This is a genomic window from Streptomyces sp. NPDC028289, from assembly GCF_055565975.1.
The window spans coordinates 1,391,650-1,417,136 of sequence record NZ_JBVHTI010000001.1; the positions used below are offsets into that span (position 1 = coordinate 1,391,650).

Consider the following 25,487-nt stretch of genomic DNA (forward strand, 5'->3'; position numbering starts at 1 on the left):
TCGGCCACCCGCCCCGGCGCTCACAACCGGGCGCCACTCCACCCACCATCACCGCTCCCCCCCGATCCGACCGCCCCGCCCAGTCCCGCCGCAACGGCGACCAGCCACGACGGCGGACTACGGCGGTACCGGACCGGCCGGTGATTCCCCGCGGGCCGGTGGGGGCCGGTCGCGCAGTTCCCCGCGGGGCGCCGACCGTCAGGTCAGGGCGTCCTCCGGGATGGAGACCACCCAGTGGGTTTCCTTGCGGGGGCGGAGGTACAGGGCCCAGTAGAGGGTGGCGGCGGCGGTGATGCCGCCGGTCCAGAGGAGGTAGGTCGTTTCCTGCTGGGTGAGGATGTAGCCGAGGACGGCGATGAGGAGGATCGGCATCGCGGGCCAGAGCGGCATGCGCCAGGCCGGGGTGTGCTTGTGGTGGCCGCGGCGGGAGAGGAGGGCGGCGATGGCGACGAGGAGGTACATGCCGGTCACCGAGACGCCCGTCACGCCGTACAGGGTGTCGAGGTTGACGAAGCAGAGGAGGGCGCCGGGGACGCCGACGGCGAGGGTGGCGACCCAGGGGGAGCCGAAGCGGCCGAGGCGGGAGAGGGCGCTGTTGACCGGGCCCGGCCAGGCCTTGTCGCGGGCCGAGGCGAACAGGACGCGGGAGTTCTGGATGACCATGACGATGCCCGCGTTGATGATCGCGAGGGCCACGCAGAGACTGACGAAGGTGCCGACCGCGGAGTTGGACCAGGCCGTGACCATGGAGCTGATGTCGCCGCCGGTGAGGGCCTTGAGGTCGGTCGCGCCCATGGTGATCGCGGCGACCGGGACGAGGATGACCACCGTGGAGATCGCGAGGGTGGCGAGGACCGTGCGGGCGACGTTGCGGCGCGGGTCCTCCAGTTCCTCGGAGAGGTAGACCGCGGTCGAGAAGCCCTGGGTGACGAAGAGGGCGATGGCCAGGCCGGAGACGACGAGCATCGCGGTGACGGTCGTGGTGTGGCCGCCCGTGTCCGCGACCTGCATCGAGGTGAGGCTGTCCACGCCCCGGTGGCTGTGGGAGAAGCCCAGCACCGCCACCACGCCCGCGGCGATGACCTCCAGGACCAGGAAGATGCCGGTGATCCAGGCGTTCGCGCGCAGGTCCAGAAGGCCGGCGAGGGTCGCGAGGAGCATCACGCCGGCGCCGGTCATGGCCGGGTCCAGGTGGACGATCGGGGCGAGGTAGTCGGCCGTGCCCATCGCGATCACCGGGGGCACGATCATCACGACGAGGAGGGAGAGGACGAAGACCAGCCAGCCGGCGAGGCGGCCCGCCAGCGTCGAGACCATCGCGTACTCGCCGCCCGCGCTGGGGATGAGGGTGCCCAGCTCGGAGTAGCAGAAGGCCACGGCGATACAGAGGAGGGAGCCGATGGCGATCGTGAGGGCGGTGGCGGTCCCGAGGGAGCCGAACAGGTCGGGGACGACCACGAAGAGCGTGGAGGCCGGGGTGACGCAGGAGAGGGTGAGGAGGGTGCCGCCGACTACTCCGATGGAGCGCTTGAGCGTCTTGGGACTGTCGGACGCCTCTGTGAGGGCGTTCTCGACAGGGCGGAGCGTGTCGGTCATGCGGCGGTTCCGATCGACTCTGGCGGATGCCTCCGGCGGTTGGGCTGCGCTGCATGGAACCCCGACGAAAACCATTGCGTCAATGGCTATTTGCCTTCGGATTCCGCACCCTTAAAGCGTCGGTGGCCACATCACTTTCGTAGGGTTGAGCGGCCTGATGAGGTAATCATCAAGCTTCCCATCCGCATGACCTTGGTTTCGAAGGTCATGAACGTAAAGAACTTAAGTCACCCGTTTCATCCCGTGAAAACGAGAACCGCAGCACCGCCGACAAAAAAAGTCGGGGCCGTCCGGTATCCGGACGGCCCCGACGGGGTCAGGCGGCCACGCTCAGTGGTTGCGCGGGAAGCCCAGGTCGACGCCCGCGGGCGCGTCCGCCGGGTCGGGCCAGCGGGTGGTGACGACCTTGCCGCGGGTGTAGAAGTGCGTGCCGTCGTTGCCGTAGATGTGGTGGTCGCCGAAGAGCGAGTCCTTCCAGCCACCGAAGGAGTGGTAGCCCACGGGGACCGGGATCGGCACGTTCACGCCGACCATGCCGGCCTCGATCTCCAGCTGGAAGCGGCGGGCGGCGCCGCCGTCCCGGGTGAAGATCGCGGTGCCGTTGCCGAAGGGGGAGGCGTTGATCAGCGCCACACCCTCCTCGTACGTCTCCACGCGCAGGACGCACAGGACCGGGCCGAAGATCTCGTCCTGGTAGGCCTTGGCGGTGGTGGGCACCTTGTCGAGGAGCGAGATGCCGATCCAGTGGCCGTCCTCGAAGCCCTCGACCGTGTAGCCCGTGCCGTCCAGGACGACCTCGGCACCCTCGGCGGCGGCGCCGGAGACGTACGAGGCCACCTTGTCGCGGTGGACGGCCGTGATCAGCGGGCCCATCTCGGAGGTGGGGTCGTTGCCGGGGCCGATCTTGATCTTCTCGGCGCGCTCGCGGATCTTCTCCACCAGCTCGTCGCCGATCGCGCCCACCGCGACGACCGCGGAGATGGCCATGCAGCGCTCGCCCGCCGAGCCGTAGGCCGCGGAGACGGCGGCGTCGGCGGCCGCGTCCAGGTCGGCGTCCGGCAGGACCAGCATGTGGTTCTTGGCGCCGCCCAGCGCCTGGACGCGCTTGTGGTTGGCGGAGGCGGTGGTGTGGATGTAGCGGGCGATCGGGGTCGAGCCGACGAAGGAGACCGCCTTGACGTCCGGGTGCTCCAGGAGCCGGTCCACGGCCACCTTGTCGCCGTGCACGACGTTGAAGACGCCGTCGGGCAGCCCGGCCTCGGCCAGCAGCTCGGCGAGCTTGATCGAGGCGGACGGGTCCTTCTCGGACGGCTTGAGGACGAAGGTGTTGCCGGTCGCGATGGCGATCGGGAACATCCACATCGGGACCATCGCCGGGAAGTTGAACGGCGTGATGCCCGCGACGACGCCGAGGGGCTGGCGGATCGAGGAGACGTCGACGCGGCTGGCGACCTGCGTGGACAGCTCGCCCTTCAGCTGCACGTTGATGCCGCACGCCAGGTCGACGATCTCCAGACCGCGGGCGACCTCGCCGAGGGCGTCGCTGTGCACCTTGCCGTGCTCGGCCGTGATCAGCTCGGCGATCGCGTCCCGGTTCGCGTCCAGCAGGGCGCGGAAGCGGAACAGGATCTCCGTGCGCTTGGCCAGCGAGGACTGGCCCCAGGTCGCGAAGGCGTCCTTGGCGGCGGCGACCGCGGCGTCGACCTCGTCGACCGACGCGAACGCGACCTTCGTGGTGACAGCGCCGGTGGCCGGGTCGGTGACCGGCCCGTAGTTGCCCGACGTGCCGTCGACGGACTTGCCGCCGATCCAGTGGTTGACGATCTTCGTCATGACCGGTTACTCCTTCACAGATGGCGGCGTCGGGTCGAGACGTGCCGTTCGTAGAGCTCACGTGCCTTGACCGCGGACGATCGGGTCGCGGTCTCGGCCACAGGTACATCCCACCAGGCCTGCGCGGGAGGCGGGCCCGACACAGTGTCGGCCGTTTCGGTCTCCACGTAGACACATGTGGGAGTGTCGGCGGCCCGCGCCTCGGCGAGCGCCGTGCGCAGGTCCCGGACAGTCTTCGCGCGCAGGACGCGCATGCCGAGGCTGGCCGCGTTGGCGGCCAGGTCGACGGGGAGCGGGGCACCCGTGAAGGTGCCGTCGTCCGAGGTGAAGCGGTACGCGGTGCCGAACCGCTCGCCGCCCACCGACTCGGAGAGCCCGCCGATGGAGGCGTAGCCGTGGTTCTGCACCAGCAGCACCTTGACGGCTATGCCCTCCTGCACGGCGGTGACGATCTCGGTCGGCATCATCAGATACGTGCCGTCGCCGACCAGCGCCCACACGTTCCGCTCCGGCGCCGCCAGTTTCACCCCGATGGCGGCCGGTATCTCGTAGCCCATGCACGAGTAGCCGTACTCCACGTGGTACTGGTCCCGCGACCGCGCCCGCCACATCCGGTGCAGGTCGCCGGGGAGCGAGCCCGCCGCGTTGATCAGGACGTCCGTCTCGTCGACGAGCGCGTCCAGGGCGCCGAGGACCTGCGGCTGGGTCGGCCGGATGTCGGGCTCGTCGGCCTCGTAGCAGGCGTCGACGCGCTGCTCCCAGCGCTCCTTGTCCTCGGTGTACTCGGTGACGTACGAGTCGGCGGTCCGGTGGCCGTCCAGGGCCCGGCGCAGTTGCGCGAGACCGCTGCGGGCGTCGGCGACCAGGGGCAGGCCGGCCAGCTTGTGGCCGTCATAGGGGGCGATGTTGAGGTTGAGGAAGCGGACGTCCGGGTTCTCGAAGAGGGTGCCGGAGGCCGTGGTGAAGTCGGTGTAGCGGGTGCCGACGCCGATCACCAGGTCGGCGGTGCGGGCGAGTTCGTCGGCGGTGGCGGTGCCGGTGTGGCCGACGCCGCCGACGTCCTGCGGGTGGTCCCAGCGGAGCGAACCCTTGCCGGCCTGGGTCGAGGCGACCGGGATGCGGGTGGCCTCGGCGAACTCGGTGAGGACGGCCTCGGCGCGGCTGTGGTGGACCCCGCCGCCCGCGATGACCAGGGGCCTGCGCGCGTTCCTGATCGCCGTCACGGCCGCGGCGAGTTCGGCGGGGTCGGCGCCCGGCCGCCGTATGGTCCACACCCGCTCGGCGAAGAACTCCTCCGGCCAGTCGTACGCCTCGGCCTGCACGTCCTGGGGGAGGGCGAGGGTGACGGCGCCGGTCTCGACGGGGTCGGTGAGGACCCGCAGGGCGGCGAGGGCGGAGGGGATCAGCTGTTCGGGGCGGTTGATCCGGTCGAAGAACTTCGAGACGGGGCGGAGGGTGTCGTTGACGGACACGTCGGCCGCGTGCGGGACCTCGAGCTGCTGGAGGACCGGGTCGGCGGGGCGGGTGGCGAAGACGTCGCCGGGGAGGAGCAGGACCGGGAGGTGGTTGACGGTGGCGAGGGCGGCGCCGGTGACCAGGTTGGTGGCGCCCGGCCCGATGGACGTCGTCACGGCGTGGGTGGAGAGACGGTTCGATTGACGCGCGTAGCCGACCGCCGCGTGCACCATGGCCTGCTCGTTACGGCCCTGGTGGTACGGCATCTCGTCCAGGTGCTCGAGGAGCGCCTGGCCGAGGCCGGCCACGTTTCCGTGGCCGAAGATGCCCCAGGTGGCGCCGATCAGGCGGCGGCGCTCGCCGTCCCGCTCGGTGAACTGGACGGCGAGGAAGCGGACAAGCGCTTGCGCGACGGTCAACCGAATCGTCATCGGTAACCCTCCGTATGGTCCGGGTGGAAGCAGATCCGCCACTCCCGCGTCGCACCGGGCCCCGCCATGACGTTCAGGTAGTACATGTCGTGGCCGGGCTGCGCGATCGACGGGCCGTGCCATCCGTCGGGAACGAGCACGGCGTCGCCGGAGCGGACCTCGGCGAGGACGTCCGTACCGCCCTCACGGGAGGGGAATACGCGCTGATACCCGAAACCGTTCGGTCCGTCGATCTCGAAGTAGTAGATCTCCTCCAGCTCCGACTCCTCGCCGGGCCGGTGCTCGTCGTGCTTGTGCGGCGGGTACGAGGACCAGTTGCCGCCGGGGGTGATCACCTCGACGGCGATGAGCTTGTCGCAGTCGAAGGCGGACGCGGAGGCGAAGTTGCGCACCCGGCGGGCGCTGGTGCCGCTGCCGCGGTCTTCGACGGGGACCTCCGGCGCGGGGCCGTAGCGGGCGGGGAGTCGTCGCTCGCACTTCGCTCCTGCCAGGGCGAAGCGGCCTCCCGCGCCGGAGGCGATCTGGACCTGGGCGTCCCGGGGCACGTACGCGAAGTCGGAGACTCCGCTGAACACGCTCTCCCGGCCCAGGATCTGGAACTCGTTTCCCTCTGTTCGCACCGTACAACCGCCCTGCAGCGGAAGCACGATCCACTCGCTGTCCCCGGTGGTGAACAAATGCGTTCCCCCCGGGGTCAGTTCGACGATCCTCAGGCTGCTGTGCGCCCAACCGGCCCGCTTGGGGTCGATGTCGAGCGTGTACTGGGCGTTCGCGGTCGACCCCTTGGTGAGGTGCAGCTCGCCGGTCGTCATCTTCTCGCCCTCACAGGAGTCCGACAGCGGTGTCCACGGCGGCGGTCACGTCGCCGTCCGCCGGGTACAGCAGCGAGCGGCCGACCACCAGGCCGCGCACGGTGGGGAGTTGCAGGGCGCTGCGCCACTTCTCGTACGCGCCGTCCTGGTCGTCACCGACTTCGCCGCCCAGCAGCACCGCGGGGAGCGTGGACGTCTCCATGACCTGGGCCATGTCGTCGGGGTTGTCGGTGACCGGGACCTTCAGCCAGGTGTAGGCCGAACTCCCGCCGAGACCCGAGGCGATGGCGATGGACTTGGTGACCGCCTCCGCGGACAGGTCGTTCTTCACCTTGCCCTCCGGGGTGCGGCGGCTGATGAACGGCTCGACGAAGACCGGCAGCCGGCGCGCGGCCATGTCGTCGATGGCGCGGGCCGTGGACTCCAGGGTGGTGAGGGAGCCCGGGTCGTCGTAGTCGATGCGCAGGAGCAGCTTGCCGGCGTCGAACCCGAGGCGCTGTATGTCCTCGGCGCGGTGGCCGGTGAAGCGGTCGTCGAGCTCGAAGGAGGCGCCCTGCAGTCCGCCCCGGTTCATCGAGCCCATGACGACCTTGCCGTCGAGGGCACCGAGCAGGAGCAGGTCGTCCAGGATGTCGGCGGTGGCGAGGACGCCGTCGACGCCGGGGCGGGACAGCGCCAGGCAGAGCCGTTCCAGCAGTTCGGCCCGGTTGGCCATGGCGAGCTTGTCGCCGCCCACGCCGAGGGCGCCCCGGGCCGGGTGGTCGGCGGCGACGATCATCAGCTTGCCGTCCTCGTTGAGGAGCGGACGGCGGACGCGGCGGGTGGCCGCCTCGGCGATCGCCTCGGGGTGGTGGGTGCGGGTGTGGACGAGCGCGGAGACGTCCACCTTCACCTGGCTCGCGGGGGCGCCGGCTCCGCCGTCGTGGTGCGCGCCCGCGACACGGCCGGCCCTCACAGCACCGCTCCGGCGGTGAGCGCGGCGTCGATCTCTTCGGGGGTCGGCATCGCGGAGGAGCACTCCAGGCGGGAGGCGACGATGGCACCGGCCGCGTTGGCGTGCCGCATGATCTTCTCCAGGTCCCAGCCTTCGAGCAGGCCGTGGCAGAGGGAGCCGCCGAAGGCGTCGCCGGCGCCGAGGCCGTTCAGCACGTTCACGGGCAGGGGCGGGACCTCGGCCCGGTCGCCGTCGCGGCTGACGGCGAGGACGCCCTTGGGGCCCTGCTTGACCACGGCGATCTCGACTCCGGCGTCGAGGAGTGCCTGGGCGGCGGCCTGCGGCTCGCGCACGCCGGTCGCGACCTCCACCTCGTCGAGGTTGCCGACGGCGACGGTGGTGTGCCGGAGCGCCTCGGCGTAGAACGGCCGGGCGGCGTCCGGGTCCTTCCAGAACATCGGGCGCCAGTCGAGGTCGAAGACGGTCGTGCCCGCCTTGGCCCGGTGGGCGAGGGCCGCGAGGGTCGCCGTGCGGCTGGGCTCCTCGCTCAGGCCGGTGCCGGTGATCCAGAAGATGTGGGCGTCGCGGACGGCGTCGAGGTCCAGCTCGTGGGCGTCGATCTCCAGGTCCGGGGCCTTGGGCTGCCGGTAGAAGTACAGCGGGAAGTCGTCCGGCGGGAAGATCTCGCAGAACGTGACCGGGGTGTTCAGGCCGGGGACCGGGGTGACCCAGCGGTCGTCCACGCCGAAGCCCTGGAGGGCCTCGTGCAGGTAGGCGCCGAAGGCGTCGTCACCGGTGCGGGTGATGACGGCGGTGCGGCGGCCGAGGCGGGCGGCCGCCACGGCCACGTTCGTCGCCGACCCGCCGAGGAACTTGCCGAAGGACGACACCTGGGCGAGCGGGACTCCGGTCTGGAGCGGATAGAGATCCACCCCGATCCGCCCCATGGTGATCAGGTCGTACGCCATCGGCTTCCCTTCGTCATGGCTCTCCCGTGGTTTGTAGTCCGGGAGGGGAGGTCGTGTCAATGGTTTGTCCGGACATTCTGACGAGAGAGAGGGGGGCGACGGCGCCTACGGGGGTGGACGGAGTGATGGGTGTGCGGGTGCGGGTCGGGGGTGGCCGGCCGCGCAGTTCCTCCCCCAACCTTCGGCCGGGGGCACCCCCAGCGCCCCTGCGGGGCGCTTCACGGGGCGCGCCGATGTCAACGCGCCCCGCCGATGAACCCGCGCGCTTCTGTGCCCCGGCTGTGTCACAAACTCCCCCGCTGTGTCACACATGTCGCGCATACGCGGGCTCTCGGTCACACCCGTCCCACAGCCGCTTGCGCACAGTCACTCTCCGTCGTTCACCGGGCGCAGGCTTTGTGATCGCCAGCGCAGCGCCCGGCTCCCCCGACGACCGCCTCCGGTCGCCCCCGCGGTGCGCGCAGGGAGGTGCACCTCATGACCGACCGAAGGCTCTGGTCCTACAAGGAGATCGCGGCGCACATCCGGGTGCAGCCGGACACCGTCCGCTCCTACCGCAAGCACGGGCTGCTCCCCCCGCCCGACCATGTCGAGGGCGGCAAGCCCTACTGGTACGCCGACACGGTCCGAGCCTGGGTCGCCTCCCGGCCGCGGAACCGGGGGCGCAGAGACTTCTGAGCCCGGTCGCGGGATGCCCCGCCTCCAGAGGGCGGGGCGCGGCCGCGTCAGGCCCAGGGCTCGATGACCGTCACCCCCGCCGCCGGTGCCCGGTCCATCGCCGCCAGGGCTGCCGGGGCCGCGTCCAGGGTGATCGTCGAAGTGACCAGGAGGTCGGGGCGGAGAGTGCCGGCGCGGACCAGTTCGAGCATGGCGGGGTAGGTGTGGGCCGCCATGCCATGGCTGCCGAGCAGCTCCAACTCCAGGGCGATCGCACGGGCCAGCGGCACGGGGGTGTTGCCGTCCGGGGACGGCAGCAGGCCCACCTGGACGTGCCGGCCGCGACGGCGCAGGGAGTTGACCGAGGCGGCCGAGGTGGCGGGCGAGCCGAGGGCGTCCAGGGAGAGGTGGGCGCCGCCGGAGGTCAGGTCACGGACCGCCGCCGCGGGGTCCGCGGTGGCCGCCGCGTTCACGCCGTGGACCGCGCCGAACTTCCTTGCCAGGTCCAGGGCTTGGGGCGACACGTCGACCGCCGCCACCCGCGCCCCCGAAGCCGCCGCGATCATCACCGCCGACAGGCCCACGCCCCCGCAGCCGTACACCGCCACCCACTCCCCCGCCGCGACCCTGCCCTGCTGCACCACCGCACGGAAGGCGGTGGCGAAGCGGCAGCCCAGGGAGGCGGCGGTGGCGTACGACATGCCGTCCGGGATCGCCACCAGGTTCACGTCGGCGTGGTCCAGCGCCACGTACTGGGCGAAGGAGCCCCAGTGCGTGAAGCCGGGCTGGGTCTGGCGTTCGCAGACCTGCTGGTCGCCGGCCGCGCAGGACGGGCAGGTGCCACAGGCGCAGACGAAGGGGACGGTGACCCGGTCGCCGGGGTGCCAGGCGGTCACCCCGGGGCCGACCTCCTCGACGACCCCGGCCAGTTCGTGGCCGGGGACGTGCGGGAGGGTGATGTCCGGGTCGTGCCCCTTCCAGCCGTGCCAGTCGCTTCGGCAGAGGCCGGTGGCCTCCACGCGCACGACCACTCCGTGGGGGGCCGGGTGGGGGTCGGGGACGTCCCGTACCTCGGCGGGGGTGGCGTAGTGATCGAAGACGACGGCTCGCATCGCGCGTGCTCCTTTCGGGGGCTGCGCGCAGGCTAAGCGCCGTGGGGGTCCTGTTGCAGCGCCAGTTCCGGCTCGTCGTGACTGGTCGCGCCCACGCGGCGGCAGCCGCATATCGAATTCAGCCCCGCGCCCCTTAGGGGCGCCTCCGGCGCCTGCTGCTCGCCCTCGCTCAGGCCGAACCGGTCGTGGAAGCGGCGCAGGGGGGCCGGGGCCCACCAGGTTGCCTTGCCCGTCAGGCGCATGATGGCCGGGACCAGGAGGCTGCGGACGACCATCGCGTCCATCAGGACCGCCAGGGCGATGCCCAGGCCGAGCATCTTGGTGTTGGTGACCCGGGAGGTGCCGATCGCCACCATCACCACCGCCAGGATGATCGCCGCCGCGGTGATCAGGCCTCCGGTGCGCTGCAGGCCGAGGCGGACCGCCCGCTCGTGGTCGCCGGTCCTGTCGTACTCCTCCTTGATGCGGGAGAGCAGAAACACTCCGTAGTCCATCGAGAGGCCGAAGGCCACGCAGAACATCAGGACCGGGAGCGTGGTCTCGATCGAGCCGGGGCTGGTGAAGCCCAGCAGGTTCGAGAGGTGGCCGTCCTGGAAGACCCAGACCACCGCGCCGAACATCGCCGTGAGGCTGAGCGCGTTGAGCAGGACCGCCTGTAGGGGGATCAGGACGCTGCCGGTGAGGAGGAAGACCAGCAGCAGGGTGACGATCGCTATGATCGCCGCCGCCCAGGGCAGGCGCTCTGCGATGGCGTGCTTGGAGTCGACCAGGACCGCCGCCGTGCCCGTCACCTTCGTGTCGAAGGGGGTGTGCAGCGCGCGCAGTTCGCGTACCAGGCGCTGGGCGCCGTCGTCCACCGACTCGCCCTTCGGCTGCACCGTGAAGTACGCCGCGTCGCCCTTGACCAGGGGGCCGGCCACCCCGGCCACCTCCGGCAGGGCCGCCACCCGCTGCTTGTACGCCGTGTACTGCGCCTGGCTCGCCCCGCCCTCGGCCAGGACTTCGAGGTCGCCGCCGGGGTTGCCCGGGAAGCCGTCCCGGATGTGCTGCTGGACGACGTGGGACTCGGCGCCGGCCGGGAGCTGGCGGTCGTCGGCGGTGCCGAACTTCACGCCCAGGAACGGCAGTCCGAGCACGATCAGGAAGGCCGTGGTGGCGATGGCGAAGAGCGGGGCGCGGCGCATCACCAGGGTGGCGGTACGGGCCCAGGCCGTGCCCTCGGCGCCCGAGGGCCGGGCTTCCCGGCCCCTGCGGAAGAGCCGGCGCAGGTCCAGCGCGTTGACCCGGTCGCCCAGCAGGATCAGCGCCGCCGGGAGCAGGATCAGGGCCGCAGCCGCGGCCAGCAGGACCACCGCCATGCCGGCGTAGGCGAACGAGCGGAGGAAGTACTGGGGGAAGACGAGCATCGCCGCCAGGGAGACGGCCACCGTCAGGGCCGAGAACAGCACGGTGCGGCCCGCGGTGCGCAGTGTCGTGCCGACCGCCGTCAGCGGGTCGGCGCCCGTGGCCAGTTCCTCGCGGAAGCGACGGACGATGAAGAGGGCGTAGTCGATGGCCAGGCCGAGGCCGAGGGCCGTGGTCAGGTTCATCGCGAAGACCGAGACGTCCGTGAAGGACGTGATGCCGCGCAGGACCGCGTTCGTGCCGAGGATGGCGACGATGCCGATGCCCAGCGGGAGCAGGGCCGCGATCGCGCTGCCGAAGACCATCACCAGCAGGACCAGGGTGACGGGCAGGGCGATCAGCTCGGCGCGGGCCAGGTCCTCCTTGATGATCGTCTGCATGTCGCTGCGGACCGCCACCATCCCGCCGACCTTGACCGTCACCGGTCCGTGCGCACCCCGGTAGTGCGGGGCGATGCGGTCCAGGGTGTCGGCCGCCGCCTTCTCGTCACCGGTGATGCGGGCCGCGATCAGGGCCTCGTGGCCGTCCTTTGCGCGCAGGGACGGCGACTTGGTCTGCCAGTACGAGCCGACGCCTATGACGTCCTTCTCGCCGGACAGCCGGGTGGCGAGGGCCTTCGCCTCGGCCGCCACGGCCGGGCTGTCCACCGAGCCGCCCCGTGCGTCCACCAGGAGGAGCAGGTTGGGCTGGGAGTCCGGGAACTCGCGCTCCAGCGCCTTCGTCGCGTATGTCGACTCGGCGGCCGGGTCCTCCCAGCCGCCGCTGCCCAGCCGGTCGGCGACCCCGCTGCCGGCCAGCACGGCGAGCGCGGTGATCACCAGGGCGAGCAGCAGCGAGAGCCGGGGTCGGGCGGTCACGAACCTTGTCCAGCCACCCGGGCGGGCCCCGCTCCCGGCCTCCGAGGGCTTGTTGACTTCGGTCATCCTGCGGTGTCCCCTTCACCGTGACCACTGCCTGCCGGTACGCATCCGCTGCGTGCACAGGGCAGCATGGGTCGGCCATTGCCTTTTAGACTGGCAAACACGAGCTGACGCTCGCGTTCCAACAGAATGCGAGCGACCGCTCGTGTTTGTCAATCGCGTTCGGAGAGCTGGGGATAACGCGTGCCCGACAAGCCCGACATGCCAGAGCAGCCCGGCGGCACGACCCCGGGCAAGGAGCAGCCGCGCCGGCGGCAGGCCCGCGGCGAGCGGCGCATCCAGCAGCTGCTCGAAGCCGCCGCCTCGGTCTTCTGCACCACGGGCTACACGGCCGCCAGCACCAACGCCATCGCCCGCGAGGCCGGCGTCTCCCCCGGCACGCTCTACCAGTTCTTCCCGAACAAGGAAGCGATCGCGATCGAGCTCGGCGACCGGCTGATGCACGAGCTGCGGGACACCTACGGCGAGGCGCTCGCGCCGATCGACCCCGGCACCTCGCTGACCGACGCGGTCGGCGCCACCGTGGACCGACTCACCGCCTTCAACACCGATCACCCCGTGTTCTTCGCGCTGATGCACGGCCCCGACGTGCCCGGCGGGATCACCGAGGCCCACGACGTGCTGCACACCAACCTGCTCGGCCGCATCGAGGGGCTGCTCGCCTCACTCCTGCCGCCGGACGCCGACAAGGCCCACATCACGCGCACGGCGCATGTCAGCCTCGGCATCTACAAGGCGGGGCTGGAGCTGGTGCTCAGCCACGAGGGCGCCGAGCGCCAGGCCTACGTCCAGGAGATCAAGGACGTCCTCACCCGCTACCTGGAACCCCTGGTCGGCGACCGGCTCGGCCACCCCGCCGGCTGACCCGCCGACCGCCCCGTCGGGCACCCCACGGCACGCTCCCACCACCGCACAGCACCGGACCGCCACCCCCTCGAACCCCCCAGACTGCGACGCGCGGCACATATGCCTAAAGTGCGGGTAAATCGCACCGATCTCGCACCGGTCTCGCGCCGATCCCGAGCCGACGAGCGCCACCCGCACCCGCAGGAGCACAAGGGGGACCCGCCGTGACCCACTCTCCGCCGCCCGGCCGCCCGCAGGCCCGGATCCCCGGTCCGCAGCAGCCGCCACCGCCGTACCCCCGTATCGGCGCCGGCCTGTGGAAGCGCTGCCTCGGCGGAGGGTTCGCCCTGTGGGCGCTGACCGCGGTGGTCACGTACGCGACGAGGAACACCACCCTGCTGCCGACCCTGATCCTGCTCGGCAGCTTTCTCGTCCCGGTCGTGTTCGTGCTGTGGGCGTACGAGCGGCACGGCCGCGACCTCGGGGTCAGCGCGATCCTCGGCTGTTTCCTCACCGGCGGCACGCTCGGGGTGCTGGGCGCCTCGGTGATGGAGTCCTACCTCGTCCGCCCCTCGTGGGGGATGTTCGTCTGCGTCGGCCTGATCGAGGAGGCGGTGAAGCTCGGCGCGCTGGTGTTCGCGCTGCGCCGGCTGCCCGGGATCCGGGGCATGCGGGCCGGGCTGGTGCTCGGCGCCGCCGTCGGCTTCGGCTTCGCGGCCCTGGAGAGCGCCGGGTACGCGTTCAACGCGGCCGTCTCCACCGAGGGCATCGACCTGCGCGCCCTGATCGAGACGGAGATCCTGCGCGGAGTACTGGCCCCCTTCGGGCACGGCCTGTGGACGGCGGTCGCCGGCGGCGTCCTGCTCTCCTTCCGCCGCCCGAACGGCCGCTTCCGCGTCACCGCCCCGGTCGTCTCCGCCTGCCTCGGGGTCGCGCTGCTGCACGCCCTGTGGGACTCCACGCACGGGATCGCGGTCTGGCTGGTGGCCCACCTGGCGGACCCCGGGCCGGCCCGGCAGCTGTTCGCCGAGGGGTACATCCCACGCCCCAGCGCGGCACAGGAGCACCTCTTCGCGGTGTTCTCCGTCGGCCTGCTGGTACTCGTCTCGCTGCTCGGCGTCGCCTGGGTGCTCTCCCTGGCACGCCGCGACACCCCTTGGAGAAATACCCCCTAGGGGTATAGTGTGACGACAGTGGGGTTCTCTCGTGGGCCCCATCGGCCCCACACGCCTCGACGAGGAGAACGACATGACCGCCCAGACCGACACCCCGGGCTCCGTGACCGCCGTCTACAAGGTGACCGGCATGAGCTGCGGACACTGTGAGGGTTCCGTCTCCACCGAGATCTCCGGGCTGCCCGGCGTCAGCTCGGTGACGGCCGTCGCGGCCAGCGGCGAGGTCACGGTCGTCTCCGCGGCCCCGCTCGACGAGGAGGCGGTCCGCGCCGCCGTCGACGAGGCGGGCTTCGAGCTCGTCGGCCGCGTCTGAGAGCCCGAACGGCAAGCACCCCCAGCAGTACGAGCAGCACGTACGACGGAAACGTATCTCTCCGCCGGGCCGTGCCGACCAGCTGATACTGGCTCCGCGCGGTCCGGTCCGTTGTCTGGAGTCCGGACATGACGACCAGCACCACCACCAGCACCGCACAGACACCGATAGCCCCGCCGCGCCCGGCCGGCGAGTCCGAGGTCGAGCTGCTCATCGGCGGCATGACCTGCGCCTCCTGCGCCGCCCGCGTCGAGAAGAAGCTCAACCGCATGGACGGCGTCACCGCCACCGTGAACTACGCGACCGAGAAGGCGAAGGTCACATACCCCCAGGGGGTTCAGGTCGCCGACCTGATCGCCACGGTCGTGAAGACGGGGTACACCGCCGAGGAACCCGCACCCCCGGAGCCCGAACAGGAGCAGGAGGCCGAGGCCGAGCGGGATCCCGAGCTAGCCGCCCTGCGCCGGCGCCTCCTGGTCTGCGCCCTGCTCGCCGCCCCGGTGGTGCTGCTCGCGATGGTCCCGGCGCTGCAGTTCGACAACTGGCAGTGGCTGTCGCTGACCCTCGCGGCCCCGGTCGTCGTCTGGGGCGGCCTGCAGTTCCACCGCGCCGCCTGGACCAACGCCCGGCACGGCGCCGCCACCATGGACACCCTGGTCTCGGTGGGCACACTGGCCGCGTTCGGCTGGTCGCTGTGGGCGCTGTTCTTCGGCGACGCGGGCATGCCGGGCATGCACGACGAGTTCCGGTTCACCGTCTCCCGGATGGACAGCGCGTCCACGATCTACCTGGAGGTCGCCTCCGGGGTCGTCGCGCTGATCCTGCTCGGCCGCTACCTGGAGGCACGCTCCAAGCGGCGCGCGGGCGCGGCCCTGCGGGCGCTGATGGAGCTGGGCGCCAGGGACGTGGCGGTGCTGCGGGACGGGCGTGAGGTACGGGTCCCGGTGGCGTCGCTGGCGGTCGGCGACCGGTTCGTCGTACGGCCCGGGGAGAAGGTCGCCACCGACGGGACCGTGGTCGAGGGGGCGTCCGCGGTGGACGCGTCGATGCTGACCGGCGAGTCCGTGCCGGTGGACGTGACCGTCGGCGACGCCGTCACGGGCGCGACCGTCAACGCGGGCGGGCGGCTGGTCGTCGCGGCGACCCGGGTCGGCGCCGACACGCAGCTCGCGCGGATGGCGCGGCTGGTGGAGGACGCGCAGAACGGCAAGGCCGAGGTGCAGCGGCTCGCCGACCGGATCTCCGCCGTCTTCGTCCCGGCCGTCATCCTGATCGCGCTCGGCACCTTCGGGGTCTGGCTGGGCGTCACCGGGGACACGGCCGCCGCGTTCACGGCCGCCGTCGCCGTCCTGATCATCGCCTGCCCGTGCGCCCTGGGCCTGGCCACGCCGACCGCGCTGATGGTCGGCACCGGGCGGGGTGCGCAGCTCGGCATCCTCATCAAGGGCCCGGAGGTCCTGGAGTCCACGCGCCGGGTCGACACCGTCGTCCTCGACAAGACCGGGACGGTGACCACCGGGCGCATGAGCCTCCAGGCGGTGTACGTCGCCGAGGACGGCGGGGAGGACGCGGACGAGGTGCTGCGGCTCGCGGGCGCCCTCGAACACGCCTCCGAGCATCCGGTCGCCAGGGCGATCGCCGCGGGGGCGGCCGAGCAGGTGGGGACGCTGCCCGCGGTCGAGCACTTCGAGAACGTCCCCGGGCGGGGCGTACGTGGGCGCGTGGACGGCCGCGAGGTGGCCGTGGGGCGCCTCTTCGACGCCGTACCGGAGGAGTTGACCCTGGCCCGCTCCCGGGCCGAGCAGGAGGGCCGTACGGCGGTCCTGGTCGGCTGGGACGGGCGGGCGCGGGGTGTCCTCGCCGTCGCCGACGCGGTCAAGGAGACCAGCGCCGAGGCGGTCCGTGAGCTGCGCGCGCTCGGGCTGACGCCGGTGCTGCTGACCGGGGACAACCGGGCGGTGGCCGAATCGGTCGCGCAGGCGGTCGGGATCACCGAGGTCGTCGCCGAGGTGCTGCCCGAGGACAAGGTGGACGTCGTACGACGGCTGCAGCGCGAGGGGCGGACGGTCGCCATGGTCGGCGACGGCGTCAACGACGCGGCGGCGCTGGCCACCGCCGATCTGGGGCTGGCGATGGGCACCGGGACGGACGCGGCGATCGAGGCCGGAGACCTGACCCTGGTGCGCGGGGACCTGCGGGTGGCGGCGGACGCGATCCGGCTGTCCCGGCGGACCCTCGCCACCATCAAGGGCAACCTCGTGTGGGCCTTCGGCTACAACGTGGCCGCGCTCCCACTGGCCGCCGCCGGCCTCCTCAACCCCATGATCGCGGGGGCCGCGATGGCCTTCTCGTCGGTGTTCGTGGTGACCAACAGCCTGCGGCTGCGCACCTTCCGCTGAAGTTACCGGCGGTTCGACACGGTGGATGTCGGAGTCCCCCTAGAGTCCAACGCGCACCTCACATAAGCTCTTCACAAGGCTCGCGCATCATCCTTACGCTTGAGCTCCGATCAACATATCGGGGCTCTTGCGCATCTATCGGACAGATGCAAGAGACGCAGATCACAGTGATGTGAACGTAACCATCGAAGGGGTTCGAAGGTCTAAGTTGGCGATGTCAGAGATGCGTCTTGGGGGGCGCTGACCTGGCATCTGGGGATGTCTTGGGGGACTTCCTCAGAGATGCGTTGCCGGGGCACGTACGACGGGAAGCTTTGAGCGGCCCTCCCGTGCCGTACGGGTCCCGGCAGATCGCACCGCATCACTGGATGCAGTACGGCGAGTTCTGCTCGTTGTGCTCAAAGCAGCGATTCAGGCGCTGCCGTACCGAGCGCCCGGCCGGATCCCGTGGGGGGAATCCGCACCGGGACACGGGAAGGCGCCCTGGTCGCCGGCCCGTGGGGGGACCGGCGCTCCAGGGCGCCTTCTGCTACGCCCGTATGCCCGCTAGCGCGTTCAGCGCTCCTCGACCGGCACGAAGTCGCGCTCGACGACGCCCGTGTAGATCTGGCGCGGGCGGCCGATGCGGGAGCCCGGCTCCTTGATCATTTCCTGCCACTGGGCGATCCAGCCGGGCAGCCGGCCGAGGGCGAACAGGACCGTGAACATCTCGGTCGGGAAGCCCATGGCGCGGTAGATCAGGCCGGTGTAGAAGTCCACGTTCGGGTAGAGGTTGCGCGAGACGAAGTAGTCGTCGGAGAGCGCGTGCTCCTCCAGCTTCAGCGCGATGTCCAGCAGCTCGTCGGACTTGCCGAGGGCCGAGAGGACGTCGTGCGCCGCGGACTTGATGATCTTGGCGCGCGGATCGAAGGACTTGTACACCCGGTGGCCGAAGCCCATCAGGCGGACGCCGTCCTCCTTGTTCTTCACCTTGGTGATGAAGGAGTCGACGTCGCCGCCGTTGGCCTGGATGCCCTCCAGCATCTGCAGCACGGACTGGTTGGCGCCACCGTGCAGCGGGCCCCACAGCGCGGAGATACCGGCGGAGATCGACGCGAACATGTTCGCCTGCGACGAGCCGACCAGACGGACCGTCGACGTCGAACAGTTCTGCTCGTGGTCCGCGTGCAGGATCAGCAGCTTGTCCAGGGCCGAGACCACGACCGGGTCCAGCTCGTAGTCCTGCGCCGGCACCGAGAACGTCATGCGCAGGAAGTTCTCCACGTAGGAGAGGTCGTTGCGCGGGTAGACGAACGGGTGGCCGACCGACTTCTTGTACGCGTACGCGGCGATCGTCGGAAGCTTGGCGAGCAGGCGGATGGTGGAGAGGTCGCGCTGCTTCGCGTCGAACGGGTTGTGGCTGTCCTGGTAGAACGTGGACAGCGCCGAGACCACCGACGACAGCATGGCCATCGGGTGGGCGTCACGCGGGAAGCCGCGGTAGAAGTTCTTGACGTCCTCGTGCAGCAGCGTGTGCCGCGTGATCTCGTTCTTGAACGTGGTGAGCTCGTCCACGGTCGGCAGCTCACCGTTGATCAGCAGGTAGGCCACCTCCAGGAAGGTGGAGCGCTCCGCCAGCTGCTCGATCGGGTAGCCGCGGTAGCGGAGGATGCCCGCCTCGCCGTCGAGGTAGGTGATGGCGGATTTATAGGCAGCGGTGTTGCCGTAGCCGCTGTCCAGGGTCACGAGACCGGTCTGGGCGCGGAGCTTCCCGATGTCGAAGCCCTTGTCGCCGACGGTGCTGTCGACCACCGGGTAGGTGTACTCGCCGTCGCCGTACCGCAGTACTACAGAGTTGTCGCTCACGTCTTCCCTCACCGACGTAGTGCCTCATCTTCGAGGTGCCCTGACTGTCTCTACCATCCCCCATTTGGCTCAGGAGAGTGCACTCGGGGTCGACCGTTGGGCCCGTTGGCGGCACTCAGTGCCGCCAACCTGCTCATCCTGCCCCCTTGTCTCCCCATCTGGAAGGGCTCTGTGACCTTCACGACTCATTTGATCGATCATTTTTCCGGAGATCGCTCCGCCCGAGCCGGAAGTCCAGTGCCGTACAGCGCCGACCTGCCGACACCGTGCGTACCGCCTGGCCGATCGCCTTGCGCGAACCGACGAGGACGACCAGCTTCCTGGCCCGGGTGACCGCCGTGTAGAGCAGGTTGCGCTGCAGCATCATCCACGCTCCCGTGGTGACCGGGATCACCACCGCGGGATATTCACTCCCCTGTGAACGGTGAATGGTCACCGCATAGGCATGGGCCAGTTCGTCCAGTTCGTCGAATTCGTACGGCACCTCCTCGTCCTCGTCGGTCAGCACCGTGAGGCGCTGGTCGACCGGGTCGAGCGAGGTGACCACGCCCACGGTGCCGTTGAAGACGCCGTTCTCGCCCTTCTCGTAGTTGTTGCGGATCTGGGTGACCTTGTCGCCGACCCGGAACACCCGTCCGCCGAACCGCTTTTCGGGCAGCTCGGGGCGGGCCGGGGTGATCACCTGCTGCAGCAGGCCGTTGAGCACGCCGGCGCCGGCCGGTCCGCGGTGCATGGGTGCGAGCACCTGTACGTCCCGCCGCGGGTCGAGCCCGAACTTGGCCGGAATGCGCCGGGCGGCGACGTCCACGGCGAGCTTGCCCGCCTCCTCCGTCTCGTCCTCCACGAAGAGGAAGAAGTCCTTCATGCCGTCGGTGACGGGGTGCTGCCCCGCGTTGATCCGGTGCGCGTTGGTCACCACCCCGGACTGCTGGGCCTGCCGGAAGACCCGGGTGAGCCGGACGGCGGGGATCGGGCTGCCGTCGGCGAGCAGGTCCCGCAGCACCTCCCCCGCCCCGACGCTGGGCAACTGGTCCACATCCCCCACGAAGAGGAGATGCGCCCCCGGCGGCACGGCCTTGACCAGCTTGTTGGCGAGGAGCAGATCGAGCATCGACGCCTCGTCCACCACCACCAGGTCGGCGTCCAGCGGCCGGTCCCGGTCGTAGGCCGCGTCCCCGCCCGGCTTCAGCTCCAGCAGCCGGTGCACGGTCGACGCCTCGGCGCCGGTCAGCTCGGCGAGCCGCTTGGCCGCCCGGCCGGTGGGCGCGGCGAGCACCACCTTCGCCTTCTTCGCCCGCGCCAGCTCCACGATCGAGCGCACGGTGAACGACTTGCCGCAGCCGGGGCCGCCCGTGAGCACCGCGACCTTCTCCGTCAACGCCAGCCTGACGGCGGCCTCCTGCTCGGGGGCGAGCTCGACGCCGGTACGGTCCTTCAGCCAGGCGAGCGCCTTGTCCCAGGCGACGTCCTTGAACGACGGCATCCGGTCCTCGTCGGTGCGGAGCAGGCGCAGGAGCTGGGAGGCGAGGGCGACTTCGGCCCGGTGGAAGGGGACGAGGTAGACGGCGGTGACGGGTTCGGCGTCCGAGGCCGGGCCGGGGAGCTTCTCCCGTACGACGCCCGGGTCCTCCCCGTCCTCGGGCGGCGCGGCCAACTCGCCGAGACAGTCGATGACGAGGCCGGTGTCGACCTGGAGGAGTTTCACGGCGTCCGCGATGAGCCGCTCCTCGGGCAGGTAGCAGTGCCCCTGGTCGGCGGACTGGGACAGCGCGTACTGCAGCCCGGCCTTGACCCGCTCCGGACTGTCGTGCGGAATCCCCACCGACTGGGCGATCTTGTCGGCGGTCAGGAACCCGATGCCCCACACGTCGGCCGCGAGCCGGTACGGCTGGTTCTTCACGACGGAGATCGACGCGTCCCCGTACTTCTTGTAGATCCGCACGGCGATCGACGTCGACACCTCGACGGTCTGGAGGAAGAGCATGACCTCCTTGATCGCCTTCTGCTCCTCCCAGGCGTCGGCGATCTTCTTCGTCCGCTTCGGCCCCAGTCCCGGCACCTCGACGAGCCGCTTCGGCTCCTCCTCGATGATCCGGAGGGTGTCCACCCCGAAGTGCTGGGTGATCCGGTCGGCGAACACCGGCCCGATCCCCTTGACGAGCCCCGACCCCAGATAGCGCCGTATCCCCTGCACCGTGGCCGGCAGCACGGTCGTGTAGTTCTCGACGGTGAACTGCTTGCCGTACTGGGGATGCGAGCCCCAGCGGCCCTCCATCCGCAGCGACTCCCCCACCTGGGCACCGAGCAGCGCGCCGACGACCGTGAGGAGATCACCGGCGCCTCTGCCGGTGTCGACGCGGGCGACCGTGTACCCGTTCTCCTCGTTCGCGTACGTGATCCGTTCGAGCACGCCTTCGACGGTGGCGAGCCGCCGTTCGCCGGTGGGGGTCCCCGTCTGCTGAGCCATGATCCGACGGTACTGGTGCGGACTGACAGCCAGGGGAGGGGTGTGGATTTCAGGGCGCCGAGAAGACGCAACCCCGGCGGCGGCGCCAGGCGTCATGATGCCTGGAGGTGCGCCATGCGAGGGTTCCGACCGGGCGAGACCGCCGTCCGGCGTGACGTGTTCCGCCGGAAGGTGTGGAGCGTCCACGCGCTCCAGGTCGTCGAGGACGGCGCCGGGGCACTTGTCGTGGGCTGCCGGCCCGGCGCGGCCGTGCTGGCCCCGACCACCTGGATCGAGTGGCTGCTGACCGGGGACGAAGCGGCCAGGACCAGGGCCCTGCCCGACCTGGCCGACGGCGGCTGGCAGCTCGGCCGCTGGTCGTGGCGCGACACGGCACATCTGCAATGGGTCCCGCCGGACACCTGGTTCAGCGTGAACGCGTTCTACGACGTCTCGGACGGCCATCGGCTGACGAACTGGTACGTCAACTTCCAGCGGCCGATGCGCCGCACAGCCCTCGGCTTCGACACCTTCGACCTCCTCCTGGATCTGGTGGTGGCACCTGATCTGTCCCGGTGGGACTGGAAGGACGAGGACGAGTACGCCCACGGCCGCCGGCTCGGCGTGGTGAGCGAGGCGGATCACCGGGCGGTCGAGCAGGCCCGCGGGCAGGCGGTGGCCATGATCGAGGAGCGTCGTGGGCCGTTCGCCAGGGAGGCGAACTGGCAGACCTGGCGCCCCGATCCCGACCAGCCGGCAGCGTCCCTGCCTGCCGACGTCCTGACGTTCGGCCTCGACCGGGCCTTATGATCACTCCGCCCCAGCGCCCGTCACGGCGGCGCACCCCTCCGAGACAGGCCGAAGACGATGACGAGCGCTGCCCGCACAACACCTCGGTTTCTCGCCCGCGCCGCGCAGGCGCTGACAGCTGTGGCGGCCGTGGCGGACGTTTTCCGCGCGGTGGCCCTCCGGGACCACTACCTGCACCCCACGGACGCGTCCCTGAACAGGTCCGGCTTCATCTCCATGGTCTTCGTGTATCTGATGATCCTCGCGACCGTGCTGTTCCTCGTGTGGCTCGCCCGGTCCCGGCGCAACGCCCAGGAGCTGTCCCCGCAGGCCGCGATCCCCAGTCCGGGCTGGACGATCGGCGCTTGGTTCATACCGGTGGTCAACCTGTTCGTCCCGCGCCGCTTGGTGCTCGACATCGGGCGCGCCGGCTCCGCGTCCTGGGAGAAGCGGGAGACGACGCTGGTGAACCTGTGGTGGGCCGCATGGGTCGCGCACGCGCTGGTGCTCGTGGTGGCAAGCCGGGTGGCCCCCGGCTCGATGGCCTGCCTCGTGGTGACGGAGGCGCTCATGCTCGCGGCGGCCGTGCTGGCGGGGCTGGTCATCGAGCGGGTCACCGCGCTGCAGGGCGCGGCGTCTACCGTCCGGGCGAGCCCGCAGCCTTGATCCCCCCGACGAAGGCAGCGAAGGCTCCCGCCGGGAAGGTGAGGGTGGCTCTGGTGGGGGCTTTGGAGTCGCGGACGGCTGTGTGGGTGGAGGTGGTGGCTATCTCCACGCAGTCGTTGCCGTCACCTTCGCCTGAGTACGACGACTTCCGCCAGGTATCCATGGGGTGCCTCACAGCTCTTTCGTCAGCTTGTGGATGAAGTCCCGCGACCGTTCGGGGGCAAGTGATACAGCCTCAACCCTACGGAAGCGCGTTCGATAGACGCTGAGCTGAGCCTCGGAATCGATGAAGAGTGAGCCATGGGGCGCATCACGCACCACTGTGTCCAGCTTCGGCACCGGACCGCCCACGTAGGTCATGCTGCTTGAGGCTGTGGCGAACCCATCCAGGTCGAAGGGGATGACCCGCACGGTGATGTGATCGGTTTCCGAGAGTTCAACGAGCTTCGTCAACTGCACTCGGGCACCCGCACGGTCACCGACCCTGATACGCAGAGCCGACTCGTGCACCACCAGCCTGTACGGGATGGTGAGCTGCTGTCGCCGGATGCGGTGGCGGACCCTCAGCTCCCGTTCTTCAGAGGTGAGTTCGGGAATCCTGGCCGAGAAGACACTGCGCGCGTACTCCTCCGTCTGCATCAGGCCAGGCACGTACAGGATGGCCACCTCGTGCCGGAAGGAGCTGTGGTGATCCAACTCGGAGAGATCGAGGAACGAGTTGGGCAGCCGCTCACGGTACTCCTCCCACCAGCCCCTGGTCCGGTCAGTGGCCATCCCCACCAAGGCATCGACGAACTCCTCGTCCGTGCACATGTAGTGGGCCGCTAGCCGACGGAGCCGTTTCTCGCTCACGCCCGTGAGGCCCGACTCGATCTGGCTGATCTGCGCGGAGCTCACCCCAAGAAGCGCCGCCGCCTCACGGGCCGTAAGGCCTGCCGCGTCACGAAGCCTGCGCAGCTCGACCGCCAGACGCATCTGACGTGCCGTCGGCTGCTGCCTCAATGCCATCGCACGCACCTCCAACCCGCCCCTGAACGCGACTCGTTCGAGGGTCAGATTACGCGACCGGCATGCGAAACTTAAAAATCTAGGTCTACTGTCAGTGACGCACTGCTCACGCAGCGGAAGTGCACCGCCCCGTCCTGCCACGGCGGCCGCGGCAACGCCACCCTGCGTGACGCTCCCCCACCACCACCGGAGTTGATGACGCATGCCCGAAGCCTGGGAGTACACGCTCACCATCCCCAACGACCTACGCGCGGTCACCGTCAGCCGGCACACCATCAGACTCGTCCTCACGGCGCACGAACTCGGCCACTTCCTCGACGTCGCCGAACTCCTCGCGACCGAGTTGGTCTCCAACGCCGTACGGCACACGAAAGGCCCCGCCGCCCTGCGTGTCCGCTGGTCGCCGCCCGGCACCCTCCGGATCGGCGCGTGGGACGCGGACCCCGAACCGCCCGAGCCGCCGGTGCCGTTGGAGCGGCTCGGGGAGGTGGAGGAGGGGCGGGGGCTGGCGCTGGTGCGGGCCTGTTCGGATCTGTGGGGCTGGCAGCCGCTGTCGAGGTTCGGTAATCGGGGGAAGTACGTGTGGTGCGAGCTGGCCGCCGCATAGGCGTACGAGGGCCCGGCTCCCATAGGGTCACCGGCATGTCTGTACGTCTCCGTATGCGTCAAGCGCTGCCCGAAGCGATGCGGGCCCGTGACAAGGTCGCGGTGAGCGCTCTGCGCGCGACACTCGCCGCTCTGGACAACGCCGAGGCGGTGCCCGTGGACGAGACGAAGCTGCGTGGCCTGGCCCTGGAGGCGTCGCCGGTCGGGGCCGGTGCCACCGAAGCGGTGCGGCGGGAGCTGAGCGAGCACGATGTGGTGGGTGTCGTGCGTGCCGAGGCCGCCGAACGGCTGGCGGCCGCAGCGCAGTTGCCCTCGCCCGCGCACGCCGACCGGGCCGAGAGGCTCCGCGCGGAGGCCGCCGTGCTGCTGCGCTTCGTCGACGGGAGCGAACGGGACTACTGAGCGCTCGCGGAGGGACGGACGACGATTTCGTTGACGTCGACCTGCGAGGGCTGGTTGACGGCGTAGGCGATGGCGTCCGCGATGGCCGAGGCCGGGAGAGCCACGGCGCGGTACGCCTTCATGGCCTCGCGGGCGGCGGGATCGGAGATCGTGTCGGCGAGTTCGGACTCGGTCACACCCGGGGAGACGAGGGTGACCCGGATGTCACCGGCGGACTCCTGTCGTAGGCCTTCGGAGATCGCGCGGACCGCGAACTTGGTGGCGCAGTAGACGGCGGCGGTCGGAGAAACCTCGTAGGCGCCGACGGAGGCGATGTTCACGAAGTGGCCACTGCCCTGGGCACGCATCACGGGCAGGGCGGCGGCGATGCCGTGCAGGACGCCTCGCAGGTTGACGTCGATCATCCGGTCCCACTCGTCGGTCTTCAGCGCCGCCAGCGGCGAGAGGGGCATGACACCGGCGTTGTTGACGACCACGTCCACGCGGCCGTAGCGCTCGCGGGCGGCGGAGACGAAGGCCCGGACGTCGGCGGCGTCCGTGACGTCCAGTCGCTGGAAGGCCGCGGTGCCGCCCGCGGCGGTGATCTCCTTGACCAGTGTTTCGAGACGGTCGGTGCGCCGCGCTCCGAGAAGCAGGCGGTGACCGTCGGCGGCGAGCCGGCGGGCGGTCGCCTCGCCGATCCCGCTGCTCGCTCCGGTGACCGCCACGATCTTGGCTGTGTCTGTCGTTGTCATGCGGCCGAGTCTGGGCAGGCCGGAGGCGGCCGGCCAGGGCGGGTGTTGGCGGGGGGGGGGGGGCCCCCCCCCCACCCCCCCCCCCCCCCCCCCCCGGGGGGGCGCCCCCCCCCCCCCCGGGGGGATAAGAGCCGCC

22 protein-coding genes are annotated in these 25,487 nt (G+C 70.7%); 9 read left to right on the forward strand and 13 right to left on the reverse strand.

What is annotated here, in order from left to right; genetic code table 11:
* Positions 1-198: 198 nt before the first annotated feature.
* The 6 genes from ACZ4UV_RS06110 to iolC all read right to left on the reverse strand — a co-directional run bounded on the left by ACZ4UV_RS06110 (position 199) and on the right by iolC (position 8,029).
* A complete protein-coding gene (locus ACZ4UV_RS06110) occupies positions 199-1,596 on the reverse strand; it encodes an APC family permease (RefSeq protein WP_451021053.1) in 1,398 nt (465 codons plus the stop codon).
* Positions 1,597-1,926: 330 nt separating this feature from the next.
* A complete protein-coding gene (gene mmsA, locus ACZ4UV_RS06115) occupies positions 1,927-3,429 on the reverse strand; it encodes a CoA-acylating methylmalonate-semialdehyde dehydrogenase (protein ID WP_390039822.1) in 1,503 nt (500 codons plus the stop codon).
* A 14-nt stretch (positions 3,430-3,443) separates the two neighbouring features.
* Entirely contained in the window at positions 3,444-5,315 is a 1,872-nt protein-coding gene (iolD, locus tag ACZ4UV_RS06120) for a 3D-(3,5/4)-trihydroxycyclohexane-1,2-dione acylhydrolase (decyclizing) (RefSeq protein WP_451021052.1), read from the reverse strand.
* A complete protein-coding gene (iolB, locus tag ACZ4UV_RS06125) occupies positions 5,312-6,127 on the reverse strand; it encodes a 5-deoxy-glucuronate isomerase (protein WP_451021051.1) in 816 nt (271 codons plus the stop codon). Before iolB ends, iolD begins: the two co-directional genes overlap by 4 nt.
* Positions 6,128-6,137: 10 nt before the next feature.
* A complete protein-coding gene (locus tag ACZ4UV_RS06130) occupies positions 6,138-7,019 on the reverse strand; it encodes a Cgl0159 family (beta/alpha)8-fold protein (protein WP_451021055.1) in 882 nt (293 codons plus the stop codon).
* 59 nt (positions 7,020-7,078) lie between these two features.
* Complete coding sequence (gene iolC, locus ACZ4UV_RS06135; RefSeq protein WP_451021050.1) at positions 7,079-8,029, reverse strand: 5-dehydro-2-deoxygluconokinase; 951 nt, start codon at positions 8,027-8,029, stop codon at positions 7,079-7,081.
* Between the two features lie 477 nt (positions 8,030-8,506).
* Here iolC and ACZ4UV_RS06140 point away from each other — a divergent pair, with 477 nt between their 5' ends.
* On the forward strand, positions 8,507-8,707 hold the full coding sequence (locus tag ACZ4UV_RS06140) for a helix-turn-helix transcriptional regulator (protein WP_234535720.1): 201 nt from the start codon (positions 8,507-8,509) through the stop codon (positions 8,705-8,707).
* Positions 8,708-8,754: 47 nt separating this feature from the next.
* Here the strand turns inward: ACZ4UV_RS06140 and ACZ4UV_RS06145 are convergent, their stop codons facing one another.
* Both ACZ4UV_RS06145 and ACZ4UV_RS06150 read right to left on the reverse strand, forming a co-directional pair.
* Positions 8,755-9,798: a zinc-dependent alcohol dehydrogenase family protein gene (locus ACZ4UV_RS06145; protein WP_467835984.1), complete on the reverse strand. Its 1,044-nt coding sequence runs from the start codon at positions 9,796-9,798 to the stop codon at positions 8,755-8,757.
* Between the two features lie 32 nt (positions 9,799-9,830).
* Complete coding sequence (locus ACZ4UV_RS06150; RefSeq protein ID WP_467835985.1) at positions 9,831-12,125, reverse strand: MMPL family transporter; 2,295 nt, start codon at positions 12,123-12,125, stop codon at positions 9,831-9,833.
* A gap of 198 nt (positions 12,126-12,323) precedes the next feature.
* Here ACZ4UV_RS06150 and ACZ4UV_RS06155 point away from each other — a divergent pair, with 198 nt between their 5' ends.
* The 4 genes from ACZ4UV_RS06155 to ACZ4UV_RS06170 all read left to right on the forward strand — a co-directional run bounded on the left by ACZ4UV_RS06155 (position 12,324) and on the right by ACZ4UV_RS06170 (position 16,855).
* Positions 12,324-12,986 (forward strand): TetR/AcrR family transcriptional regulator, encoded by a 663-nt coding sequence (locus ACZ4UV_RS06155; protein ID WP_451021672.1) that lies wholly within the window; start codon positions 12,324-12,326, stop codon positions 12,984-12,986.
* A gap of 206 nt (positions 12,987-13,192) precedes the next feature.
* Complete coding sequence (locus ACZ4UV_RS06160; protein WP_451021670.1) at positions 13,193-14,143, forward strand: PrsW family intramembrane metalloprotease; 951 nt, start codon at positions 13,193-13,195, stop codon at positions 14,141-14,143.
* A 73-nt stretch (positions 14,144-14,216) separates the two neighbouring features.
* Complete coding sequence (locus ACZ4UV_RS06165; RefSeq protein ID WP_451021669.1) at positions 14,217-14,456, forward strand: heavy-metal-associated domain-containing protein; 240 nt, start codon at positions 14,217-14,219, stop codon at positions 14,454-14,456.
* 128 nt (positions 14,457-14,584) lie between these two features.
* On the forward strand, positions 14,585-16,855 hold the full coding sequence (locus ACZ4UV_RS06170; protein ID WP_467835988.1) for a heavy metal translocating P-type ATPase: 2,271 nt from the start codon (positions 14,585-14,587) through the stop codon (positions 16,853-16,855).
* A gap of 555 nt (positions 16,856-17,410) precedes the next feature.
* Here the strand turns inward: ACZ4UV_RS06170 and ACZ4UV_RS06175 are convergent.
* Complete coding sequence (locus ACZ4UV_RS06175; protein ID WP_467835990.1) at positions 17,411-18,700, reverse strand: citrate synthase; 1,290 nt, start codon at positions 18,698-18,700, stop codon at positions 17,411-17,413.
* Positions 18,701-18,878: 178 nt separating this feature from the next.
* Positions 18,879-21,167 carry an SF1B family DNA helicase RecD2 gene (gene recD2, locus ACZ4UV_RS06180; RefSeq protein ID WP_451021667.1) on the reverse strand — a complete coding sequence of 763 codons (2,289 nt, stop codon included), beginning with the start codon at positions 21,165-21,167 and terminating at the stop codon, positions 18,879-18,881.
* Positions 21,168-21,281: 114 nt separating this feature from the next.
* On the opposite strand from recD2, the gene ACZ4UV_RS06185 reads away from it, so the two are divergent.
* Together ACZ4UV_RS06185 and ACZ4UV_RS06190 are read left to right on the forward strand one after the other, a co-directional pair.
* Positions 21,282-21,956, forward strand: coding sequence for a ribonuclease FAU-1 family protein (locus ACZ4UV_RS06185; RefSeq protein WP_451021666.1), 675 nt, complete (start codon positions 21,282-21,284; stop codon positions 21,954-21,956).
* Between the two features lie 57 nt (positions 21,957-22,013).
* Positions 22,014-22,601, forward strand: coding sequence for a DUF4328 domain-containing protein (locus ACZ4UV_RS06190; RefSeq protein ID WP_467835993.1), 588 nt, complete (start codon positions 22,014-22,016; stop codon positions 22,599-22,601).
* Here the strand turns inward: ACZ4UV_RS06190 and ACZ4UV_RS06195 are convergent.
* Entirely contained in the window at positions 22,573-22,764 is a 192-nt protein-coding gene (locus ACZ4UV_RS06195) for a DUF397 domain-containing protein (protein ID WP_467835995.1), read from the reverse strand. The genes ACZ4UV_RS06190 and ACZ4UV_RS06195 overlap by 29 nt on opposite strands.
* 8 nt (positions 22,765-22,772) lie before the next feature.
* Positions 22,773-23,609 carry a helix-turn-helix domain-containing protein gene (locus ACZ4UV_RS06200; protein WP_467835997.1) on the reverse strand — a complete coding sequence of 279 codons (837 nt, stop codon included), beginning with the start codon at positions 23,607-23,609 and terminating at the stop codon, positions 22,773-22,775.
* A gap of 202 nt (positions 23,610-23,811) precedes the next feature.
* Between ACZ4UV_RS06200 and ACZ4UV_RS06205 the strand changes: the two genes are divergently transcribed.
* Both ACZ4UV_RS06205 and ACZ4UV_RS06210 read left to right on the forward strand, forming a co-directional pair.
* Positions 23,812-24,216 (forward strand): ATP-binding protein, encoded by a 405-nt coding sequence (locus ACZ4UV_RS06205; RefSeq protein WP_467835999.1) that lies wholly within the window; start codon positions 23,812-23,814, stop codon positions 24,214-24,216.
* Between the two features lie 77 nt (positions 24,217-24,293).
* Positions 24,294-24,617, forward strand: coding sequence for a GatB/YqeY domain-containing protein (locus ACZ4UV_RS06210; protein ID WP_451017645.1), 324 nt, complete (start codon positions 24,294-24,296; stop codon positions 24,615-24,617).
* Here ACZ4UV_RS06210 and ACZ4UV_RS06215 read toward each other — a convergent pair.
* On the reverse strand, positions 24,611-25,351 hold the full coding sequence (locus ACZ4UV_RS06215) for an SDR family oxidoreductase (protein ID WP_451017625.1): 741 nt from the start codon (positions 25,349-25,351) through the stop codon (positions 24,611-24,613). The genes ACZ4UV_RS06210 and ACZ4UV_RS06215 overlap by 7 nt on opposite strands.
* Positions 25,352-25,487: the final 136 nt, after the last annotated feature.